Origin of the sequence: Parabacteroides sp. PH5-46, from assembly GCF_029892785.1 — a bacterium.
GTDB lineage: Bacteria > Bacteroidota > Bacteroidia > Bacteroidales > Tannerellaceae > DFXE01.
Map to the genome: position 1 here is coordinate 74,145 of NZ_JARXXA010000019.1, position 10,046 is coordinate 84,190.

Consider the following 10,046-nt stretch of genomic DNA (forward strand, 5'->3'; position numbering starts at 1 on the left):
TTGTTACTTTGTTTCTTTCTTTATTCTTTCCAGATATTGGTTGCTGAAATCAACCTTTAGTTCTACCCAAAGCGGCAGATGATCCGACATTTGGAAAGTGCGCCATTTAGACATATAGTATTTTTCCACTTCTTTGTCAGTTTTTCCTACGGTATATTTGGGGTCGAAGTATTTGCGGTAAATGCTTACGTCATCAGGAGTATAAACCGATTCGGTAAAGTTAAAGGCTCCGGCTTTCTGTTCTTTTTTGGAGAAAACAGTCATTGCCTTATCCAGCTTTAGGTTGAAGGCTATCTGATCGTAATGCTTTGTATTTCCCAGATCTGTAGGATGTTCTTTGATGCAATCAGGAATGAAGAATCCATTCTTTTCGAGTGCCAACATGGTTTCGTCTCCACATTTGGGAATATTGAAATCTCCCAGCAGGATGTAGCTGGTATCTTCTTTCTTGGAGCGTTTGGTCAGGAATTTGGCAATGCTGTCTATCTCGGCTACTCTTCGTGGGTCTACTCCGCTGGATTTTCCGTAATATATATGCACCATTGCCAGATGAAACTTAAACCAGCCGGCCTGTAGTGCTACACAGAATGGGGTACGCGCATACTGATATTCACCTTGTATCAGTTTGTCCTGCGGAAGCACGATTTCTCCGGCCATTTTCCGAAAAAAAACCTTGTTGGTGTCATATACAAAGGCGATTCGTTCGCTCCCTCCGGCACTCCCTTCGGTACTGTCTGTTACAATGTAATCCCAGCCATGTCCCAGGATATTCATAACCTTTTCAAGTCCGCTCATATTACTGGATACTTCCTGAATGGCGATGAGGTTGAACCGACTAAGTATTTCGGCAATGTAATACAGGCTCTCGGTACGACGATTATTTCCGAATTCCCGAATATTCCAGGTAGCCAGTAAAAGAGACTCTTCTGCTGTTTTCTGAGGTATTTCCCTGTCAAGCTGACGACGCAATAATAAAAGTCTTTCCACCACGCGTAGTCGTTCTTCTGTATCCGCTATTTTCCGGATTGGATGATAATATGGCATAATAGTAGTTTAAGGTGTGAGTAATCATTTACAACAAAATTAATATAATAGCCTGAAAATGAAAAGAAATAAATGCCAAATTTTCAAAAATCCACAAAATACAGTAAATCTATTATTTTGATGTTAAAACACCTTATATCCTTTCATATTTCATCAAAAAGCAAATTTGATCTAACACCTCTTTTATTCAAAAGCGACAAAAATATAAAAAACAAAACATTTATTAACCAAATCGATATAAGATTTAATATATATTTGGTAAAATAATCAACTTTTCCCCATTTTATCTTCATGATTTCAGTAAATCATCCAATTAAATTCCCCCATTGATCCAAATGATTCCGGAGATTCATCCAAATGATTTTTTGACTATTCCGGCCAAGCTTAAAATCAAGTGGCGAGAATGTGTAAAACGAAGCACTTTTTAACGCAAAAGCCACCCAAAAACGCTATTCTTTTTAAGATAACAAAAAGACAGGTTTGGGTTAAAGAATATAGAATAATAGACGAAAAATGTTTAAAAGAGCGTTCTGCGTGTTCCGTTCTGCGTGCTGCAGCTTGCAAAACAACAAAGCTTAAGTGCCAAATAAACGTCTTCTTTGCAAGCAAACCCTGCTTCAGTCCCAAATACGGCCTGCAAGCAAGGGGTAAATTAACAATTTGACACTTTGCAATTCTCTGTGTTTTTTTATACTTTAGCAGATATATTCAATGACTAATCCTTTTGGACTTGGCGTTTTTTTAACCTTAAAAAGAAAGATAAGATGATTTCCGTAAAGTTTATGTTGCGGGCCTCCAGTGTGGAAGGACGCGCTTCTCGCCTTTTTGTACGTATTATCAGCAATCGTACTGCGTACAATGTGTCAACCCGTATCCAACTGTATCCCTGTGAGTGGAATTTGGATAGGCAGATGATTATCCCCCAGGCTGCCAGAGGGGATCGATCCGCCCACCTGGCGTGGGCAAAAGCGGAGCTGGAAAGTGACCGCTACTTTGTTGAATCCACCGCCTTACGGCTTGAAAGAGAAGGTGCACCTGATGCTGCCAAAGTAGCTGCTGCCTATAGGCTGCATAAAGAAAAGATCTGCATGGCGGATTACACCGACAAATTAGTCGAAAGATTGTTGAAAAGGGGGCAGATACGTACTGCCCGAGCCTACCAGACCGTACTGGCCAGGTTTATCAATTTCAGCAAGAAACCCCGGATAACCTTTGACACCATTACCCCCTTGTTAATGAAAAACTTTGAGTTTCAGCTCTCAGAAGAGGGGCTAGCACGCAACAGTATTTCATTCTATATGCGTAACCTACGGGCTATCTACAACAAGGCAGCAGAGGAAGGTCTCTTCCAGGCACACAGCATAGAGCCCTTTCGTGATGTATTCACCGGGAATGACACCACTAAAAAGCGTGCCCTGAGCAAAAAAGAAATGAACTTGCTTGACGAAGTGGAAGCTAAGCTACAGCCTTCAACTTCCACCGGACTTCCTTTCCACCTGCAGCAGGCCCTTCTTATGTTCCTTTTCAGTTTTCATGCTAGAGGCATGTCTTACGTAGATATGGCCTTCCTGAAAAAAGAAGACCTCAAGGATGATGTTATATCATACAAGCGGATGAAGACCGGACAACGGATCGAATTGAAGGTGAACCGGAAGCTTAAGGATATACTGGAGATCTTCCAGCCACTCACTGAAGAAAGCACCTACCTTCTCCCCATCATCACCCGGAAGAATGTCTCCCCCCGCTTGCAATATGAGAGCGGCTTACGGAAACAGAACCAGAAGCTGGGAGAAATCTCACAGTTTCTGGGGCTTAAGAACAAACTCACTACGCATGTAGCCCGCCATACCTGGGCATCCATCGCCAAGGAGGCAAACCTGCCTCTGGCAGTTATCAGCGAAGCCCTCGGACACACCTCCGAGGCAACTACCCGCATCTACCTGGCCTCTTTCGACAGAAGTGTGCTCGATAAGGCCAATGAGACGGTAGCAAAAGCAGTTACCCATGCTATGTAGCTGATAGAATATTAAGTTAATTTGTATTTTCCGGAAAAAGATAAGAAAAGAATGGTTATTTTTATCTATATTTGCAGTATATATCTGTTTATCAACATATCTGTCACTTACCAAGTGACAGAAAAAAGAGAAAAACCAATATGTTTCTGCAAATATCTACCATTTAAATACGTTGAAAATACTTAATTCCTGTCAATGTATTCACAATTATTGCGAATTGAATTTGTGGATATACATATAAAGTAGTCTGGAAAATATATATCGGGAGCTGAGCATACAAACAAAAATTGCCCGGTCGGGTAAGCTATATTCTGTCGACATCGAAGCCCCACGCCTTACAAGCCTCATGTAGAGGACAAAGGCTGAAAAATGTGGTAGAAAAACAGACTTTAGCCGAATTCGTATCCATTCAAGGTGTTCACCTTTAACTTTTATGCGAGCAAAATCAATCTAATGCGTTTCCAACACAAATACGCCTCTTCTTCTCCCAATAGGTCGATAATTGTCGAAAAATCGACATAACTATCAGATAATTAGACTGTTTATAAAATGTTTACAAATTTCACTCTTATAAGGCTTATTCCTTCACTCTTGCAAACGGGCTTTTTTATTACAATTTGAGACGGATTTTACAGGACTTTCTGACGGCTTCTGTTTATAAAAATGTTTCACCTTTTTATGAAACTACACGGACGGTTTTTGTAATTACCGTAAATATAGACATTTACATTTTTATTAAGCAGGCTCCCTGTCACTTGGTAAGTGATAGGGAGTGTAAAAATAAAGAGGAGGGAAGCCTAAAAATAAAAGACTAACATTGATGAAAACAGAGAATTGTATAACCGTTGGATGGATAAAAAAGACTGTAGTGGCACTAGCCATGCTGGCGTTTTTCTCGCCCTTTATTAAATCACAGGATGTAGCCCTTAAGTCGAACCTGCTGTATGATGCGACAACGACGCTGAACCTCGGTCTTGAAATCGGCCTGGCTCCTAAGTGGACGTTGGAACTACCTGTAAACTACAACCCCTGGGAGTTCTCCAAGAACCGCAAACTCAAGCATTGGGCCATACAGCCCGAGGCTCGTTACTGGTTCTGCCAGCGCTTTATGGGGCACTTTATGGGTTTGCATGCACATGTGGCAGGCTACAATATGGGAGGATTGAAGATGTTCGGTCTCAATGAACACCGCTACGAAGGTTACCTCTACGGCGCAGGTATCTCTTACGGCTACCAGTGGATACTCAGTAAGCGTTGGAGCATAGAAGCAACTGTCGGCGTTGGATACGCTTACCTCGATCATGCCAAGTATCCTTGTGAGAAATGTGCTGAGAAAATCGGCGATTTTACCAAAAACTATTTTGGGCCTACAAAAGCGGGGATCTCTCTAATCTACATCATCAAATAACTGGATATGAAAAAGATACTATATATATTATTTATAGCGTTGTTGCAATCTCAATTGTCAACTGCCTACTGTCAACTGTCAACTGAGCTTTTGAAGTTGCATTCGCTCCGCCAAGTGGAAGATTCCGTGCAATTAATCATGGATATTGACCTGATAGACGTACGCCTTAATACAGAACGCTCCCTGGAGTTGACTCCGGTATTGTCTTCTCCCAAAGGACGGGAAGTAAAGATGAAGAGTGTGCTTGTCAACGGACGCCACCGCCAGAAGGCTTTCGAAAGGGAGGTGGAACTCAATGGATGGCAAAAGCAGGTTGCTTCGGCACACTATGCCGTTATTCCACTCAAGGCTGAGAACCGCAAGGTCGTTCGTTACCGCCAGGCTGTACCTTATGAGAACTGGATGCGTGAAGCACAACTGGACGTACAGACCGACCTCTGCGGATGCGGAGGTGAACCGGCAGAATGGGATAGTCGTAAACTGGCCAACCGTATCATACTCGAAGGGGTGAAAGAATATAACCCCACGATCCATGTAGCCTATATCCGCCCCGAAGCGGAACAGGTAAAGGCACGCAGCGAACAGAGCGATGTCTTCCTGGATTTCCCCGTAGCAAGAACGGAAATCAATCCAAGTTTCGGCAACAATCCCCGCGAACTGGCCAAGATTGAACAGATTATTGGCGGGATACGATCAGACAAGAATCTGACAGTAACCAGTGTACTCATCACAGGTTATGCCTCCCCCGAAGGAAATGTAAACACAAACAACCAACTGGCACGAGGTCGCGCAGAGGCGTTGAGGAATTACCTGTCCATGCGTGCGGGCATCCCTTCACACCTCTACCAGATCGGTTACGGAGGCGAAGACTGGGAAGGCTTAGCCTGGCTTGTACAGCAATCTTACATAGAGCCGAAAGCCACGATACTGTCGATCATCAACTACTACAACCCGGAAGAGCGTAAGAATCGCCTCAAGGCACTCAACGGTGGAGGACCTTACCAGCAGATGCTGCATCAGCTGTATCCACAACTGCGCCGTGTAGTAGCAAGGATAGACTATAATGCCAAGAACTTCAATGTGGAAGAAGCCAAACAGGTAATCAAAACACAGCCTCGACAGCTCAGTCTCAATGAAATGTTCCTGGTAGCTAACACCTACCCGGAAGGCAGTCAGCAGTTTATAGAAGTATTCGAAACAGCTGTAAAGCTCTATCCCGAAAACCCGGTAGCCAATCTGAACGCAGCCGCTTCGGCACTCAAAGCAGGCGATCAGGTGCGCGCAGAAAGGTATTTGCAGAACGTAGTACGCAACACGCAGAACGGAAATGCAGTACGAGATACAGGAGAGTACTATAATAATCTAGGGGTGTTGGAAATGCTTAAAGCTAATACAGCCAAGGCAAAGAGTCTCTTCAAACGTGCATCAGAAAAAAACCTAGATGCAGCCCTGAAGAACCTTGACGAAATAAAGAGAAAAGAAGAAGCAGAGAAATTGCTTCGCAATTAAATGGTTAATTATAAATTATAAACAACTGGTAATTGATAATTCACAATTAAATAGACTTTTTTTATTAATTAAATTCAAGTAAAAATGAAAAAGACGTTTAAATTTTTTATGATGGCTGCCATCGTTGCAGCTGGTTTTACGGCTTGTTCGAGCGAGGAGGTTACTCCGGACCCGAAGAATCCGATAGACAACCCTGAAAAGGTGGAAGGCAAAGAAACCTATGCCTACTTCTCTTTACCTACGGGAGATACTCGTGCGTATACCCCGACACTTTCTCCTGACGATTCAGATGCTGATGTAAATGATAAATTGATTGATCCGAAGGATATTACCCTTTTGATTTATAAGTCGAATTCCGGTGTGTTGGAAAAGAAAGTAGATATGGAAGGTACCAGTAAAACGGTTCTGGTAACGGCTGGAAAGAAAAAAATCTTTGTTGTAGCCAATTATAAAGATATGTCGACAAGTCCTAATAACATGGTTAAAACAATAGGCGATTTTGCTGAAGGAAGTAGCACGATTGACGAGCTTATGGCATTGTATTTCGATGCAAAACAAGCAAATACATCTGCATTTAATTTTTCAATCTTGCATAAACGCGTTAGTAATGGTGGTCTTCCTGCCACTAATGACAACAGTATCGAGTATGATCTGAAATCCGACATTGATTCTGAAACAGCAGCAGCAGGAGATCCTAAAGCAGGAGGTGAATCTACAACCAATACGTTTAAAATCCAGCTAAACTTTATGTTAGCAAAAGCGAATCTTTATCTGGCAACTGATGTTATAAAAACAATTACAGACACAGAACCAGGTGTTAATAACATTCAGTATGCAATTCGTAACTTGGCACGTAAGACCAACTTGATTCGCAAGGGTAAAGATAAAGGTGTGCAGTCGTACTATTTCAACGAAGATTTTGATACCAACCCTCAAAGCGCTGTTGCTCAAACCCAATTTGATCCTGAGTTTGACTATACACCTGAATTTATTACTCTAAATCCTACTACTGCTACAGTTACTCCTACTCGTTATTATTATGTTCCTGAAAACAATCATTATTTGTTGCTTCGCGGGCAGTCTTCTTATTTTGCCATCAAAGCTACATTTGAGCCCAATGCTGTAGTGAAAACAGTAGAATACAATGTCTCCAATAAACAACCTAAGTTAACAACAGATAAGATCACCAGTACTGCTTTTTCAGATAAGAACTATATCTACACTATTAAAGAGATACCGTTGAAAAACGGAACAATCCCAGCTGGTTCTTACTACAAGGATATAGATTTACTGCGTCAGGCTGCCTGGATTTACAATACAGGTGAAGCGTATACTGCCGCTAATCAAACCGATGCTGCCGATATCTTAGGTGTAAGGACAGAAGATAAGGACACTTATTACTACCAGTTCACCAACTGTGTAAGCTACTACCGTCTGGATATCGGTGAAGACAAGACCGGAAATAGCCTTGAACCGGGTGTATTGCGAGGTAACAAATACCAGGTGAAGATTGCTTCTATTACAGGCCCTGGTCTTCCTGAAGAATCTGATTTGATCGAACGTCCTTGGGAGCCTGTTATTGCTAATACCCACTTGCATGCTGTAATTATTCCTGCTAAGTGGACACCTGTTGTACAGGAAGGAAACCTGAATTAATAAACATTTAGTAATCAAAGAGAGGAAGGGCGGTTTTCTTCCGCCCTATCCCCTCCTTGAACATTGAACATTAAACTTTAAAACAAATGAAACCGATAAAAGAAATAAGTGTCCGGATTGCTGCCTTCTGTACCGTATGGGTATTCCTTCTCTCCTCATGGGGATGCGTACAGGACGATTTGTCGGAATGTGGAATAGGCGTGCAATTCCGGTATATCAAGAATGTAGCAGGTGTTGATAAGTTCGCAACCGCCGTTGAACGCATCTCGCTTTTCGTCTTTTCGGAAGACGGGCGGTTCATCAGTGAGTTCAGCGACCAAGGATCAGTCCTTCAGGACAATTACATCATGACCGTACCCCTGAAAGCGGGTAACTACAAACTCGTAGCCTGGGGGAACCTGGACGAGTGCTATGATATCACAGACTGCATACCGGGACAGACGACTATTGAAGAATTTATGCTTAAACTCAACCGCCTTGACGACACAGTAACCGAACATCCTACCCACCTGTTCTACGGGGGCGTACAAGAAGTCGGAATAGAAGCAGCAGAAGGAAGGAGGCTTATATTGATGGATCTGACAAAAGATACCAATACGATTCATGTAACAGCCCGTGGCTTACCCGTTACAGACAACAATACCCGTACCGGCAGTAACAGCCGCTTCCAATGCACCATCACCTCGCGCAACGGGGATTATAACTTTGACAATTCGATAACCGGAAACCGGTTAACCTATATACCCAAGGATAGTATTGAAGAAAAATCGCTCAAGTCTGAGTTTGTCGTTATGCGCGAGCTGAACGACCATTCGACCGGATCGCGACTGCTTATCACACATCAGGGAGAATCAGAGGATGAAGAAGTGCTGCTTGATACCAGCCTGTCTGAACTATTGGTACCACTCTCCATTACGGGAGATTTGGACATAGATGATGAATTCCACCTTGACGTATTTTTTGAACATACAAACGGTCACTTCACCATCACCATCAACGACTGGGTTGTTGTAGACGGCGGAGGCGGAACGGTTGTGGGATAATCTTTTCTGAAAAATGAAATTTAGAACAAAATATATGAGACCGAAAAAACAACAGATCATCTTCCTTCTTTCCTGCCTGTCTTTGTGTTGGTTATTTTCCTGCACATCGGGAGAAATGGAAGTGGAACAGCCGGAGAAGGAAATGACCACCCTTCAGCTGAGCCTCACCCGGTCGGGGGATGAAGACCCGGAGACAGCGGTTGGGAAAGTACGCCTGGTCGTATTGAATCGCTCAGGACGATGCCTGCTCAACACTACTACGCCGCAAGCTGATGGCGTAACCTTTGAAGAGATAGTACCCGCCGGATACCTTCAGATATTACTCTTTGCCAACGAAGTTAACAGCTGGAATTTGGACAGCTGGCAGGAGGGACAGACTGTATCCGAGAGCGATATAAAAGCAAAACAGTTGAATTTCACAGGATACCCCACTGTGGATGAAAATAACCTGATACCCATGTTTGGGCGCTATGAGGTAATAGCAGAAGCCAACAAGCTGACGGAAATAAGCGGGACAACCCACCCCTTGGGAACCGTGGAGCGCCTTTATGCCAAAGTAACGCTGAACATCAAGTGCGATTATAGTGCTTCTTCGTTGGCCGGCACCAAGGTATTGCTCAATAAGGTAACAGTCTGCCACATGCCGGGAATATCCTACCTGATGGCTAGCCCTTACGAAGGAAGTGGATTTATCACCGAAGGTGCAGCTATCGTACCTAACAATACATCGCATGGCTATGATCCTGACAACAGTGGCTTTGAAGCCCAGGGGATTACCTTCTACATTCCCGAACACATCCTTAACAGCCGGGATAAATACACCTACCTCACCGTATACGCCTACCAGGCAGACAATACTTCCAATACACGAAAGTACACCCTGGTGATAGGTAACGGTATGGCAGGGAAGACTGTTGAATGGATGAAAGGCGATGGGCCTACCCTGGCCGACTTGGCTGTAACACGCAATACACACTATCAGTTCAATGCAACTATCACAGGCTTCAATCAGTCGTTGACCGTCAATGCCAAGGTCGTAACTTGGGAAACGATAAATATACCCGCCGAATATCCCACCTACTTCCTGAGCGTATCCCGCAGTAGTTTAAACCTGGCGGTAGGAGAGACCGGCAGCGTATATGTTAATACCGACTACGGGAGCTGGACAGCCGAAATAGAAACGGGTAGTGACATTACAATCACCAACGGTTCGGCAAGCGGCCCGGGATACTTCACCATTACCGTAAACAACGCTATCACGACCGCTAATGTGATCAAGGTAACGGCCGGGAATATGACAAAAAAGATCATAGTAGAAAATTAATTGTTAATGATTAATTATTAATGATTAACAGAAAGATAACACATATG

General features: G+C 43.3%; 7 protein-coding genes. 6 read left to right on the top strand and 1 reads right to left on the bottom strand.

Going from position 1 to position 10,046, the window contains the following annotated elements:
• Window positions 1–3 precede the first annotated feature (3 nt).
• The gene (locus M2470_RS16140) at window positions 4–1,044 is read right to left on the bottom strand and encodes an endonuclease/exonuclease/phosphatase family protein (protein WP_280745988.1); all 1,041 of its coding nucleotides are present in this window, start codon (window positions 1,042–1,044) and stop codon (window positions 4–6) included.
• A 764-nt stretch (window positions 1,045–1,808) separates the two neighbouring features.
• Between M2470_RS16140 and M2470_RS16145 the strand changes: the two genes are divergently transcribed.
• The 6 genes from M2470_RS16145 to M2470_RS16170 all read left to right on the top strand — a co-directional run bounded on the left by M2470_RS16145 (window position 1,809) and on the right by M2470_RS16170 (window position 9,999).
• Entirely contained in the window at window positions 1,809–3,059 is a 1,251-nt protein-coding gene (locus M2470_RS16145) for a site-specific integrase (protein ID WP_280745987.1), read from the top strand.
• Between the two features lie 880 nt (window positions 3,060–3,939).
• Window positions 3,940–4,467 carry a DUF3575 domain-containing protein gene (locus M2470_RS16150; protein ID WP_280746040.1) on the top strand — a complete coding sequence of 176 codons (528 nt, stop codon included), beginning with the start codon at window positions 3,940–3,942 and terminating at the stop codon, window positions 4,465–4,467.
• Between the two features lie 6 nt (window positions 4,468–4,473).
• The gene (locus M2470_RS16155; RefSeq protein ID WP_280745986.1) at window positions 4,474–5,976 is read left to right on the top strand and encodes a DUF3868 domain-containing protein; all 1,503 of its coding nucleotides are present in this window, start codon (window positions 4,474–4,476) and stop codon (window positions 5,974–5,976) included.
• An 84-nt stretch (window positions 5,977–6,060) separates the two neighbouring features.
• Window positions 6,061–7,632: a hypothetical protein gene (locus M2470_RS16160; protein WP_280745985.1), complete on the top strand. Its 1,572-nt coding sequence runs from the start codon at window positions 6,061–6,063 to the stop codon at window positions 7,630–7,632.
• An 86-nt stretch (window positions 7,633–7,718) separates the two neighbouring features.
• Window positions 7,719–8,675 carry a FimB/Mfa2 family fimbrial subunit gene (locus M2470_RS16165; protein ID WP_280745984.1) on the top strand — a complete coding sequence of 319 codons (957 nt, stop codon included), beginning with the start codon at window positions 7,719–7,721 and terminating at the stop codon, window positions 8,673–8,675.
• 34 nt (window positions 8,676–8,709) lie between these two features.
• Window positions 8,710–9,999 (top strand): hypothetical protein, encoded by a 1,290-nt coding sequence (locus M2470_RS16170; protein WP_280745983.1) that lies wholly within the window; start codon window positions 8,710–8,712, stop codon window positions 9,997–9,999.
• Window positions 10,000–10,046 lie beyond the last annotated feature (47 nt).

Coding starts and splice junctions, on each gene's coding strand:
- M2470_RS16170 (WP_280745983.1), top strand. CDS start 8,710: ATGAGACCGAAAAAACAACAGATCATCTTCCTTCTTTCCTGCCTGTCT.
- M2470_RS16155 (WP_280745986.1), top strand. CDS start 4,474: ATGAAAAAGATACTATATATATTATTTATAGCGTTGTTGCAATCTCAA.
- M2470_RS16165 (WP_280745984.1), top strand. CDS start 7,719: ATGAAACCGATAAAAGAAATAAGTGTCCGGATTGCTGCCTTCTGTACC.
- M2470_RS16145 (WP_280745987.1), top strand. CDS start 1,809: ATGATTTCCGTAAAGTTTATGTTGCGGGCCTCCAGTGTGGAAGGACGC.
- M2470_RS16160 (WP_280745985.1), top strand. CDS start 6,061: ATGAAAAAGACGTTTAAATTTTTTATGATGGCTGCCATCGTTGCAGCT.
- M2470_RS16140 (WP_280745988.1), bottom strand. CDS start 1,044: ATGCCATATTATCATCCAATCCGGAAAATAGCGGATACAGAAGAACGA.
- M2470_RS16150 (WP_280746040.1), top strand. CDS start 3,940: ATGCTGGCGTTTTTCTCGCCCTTTATTAAATCACAGGATGTAGCCCTT.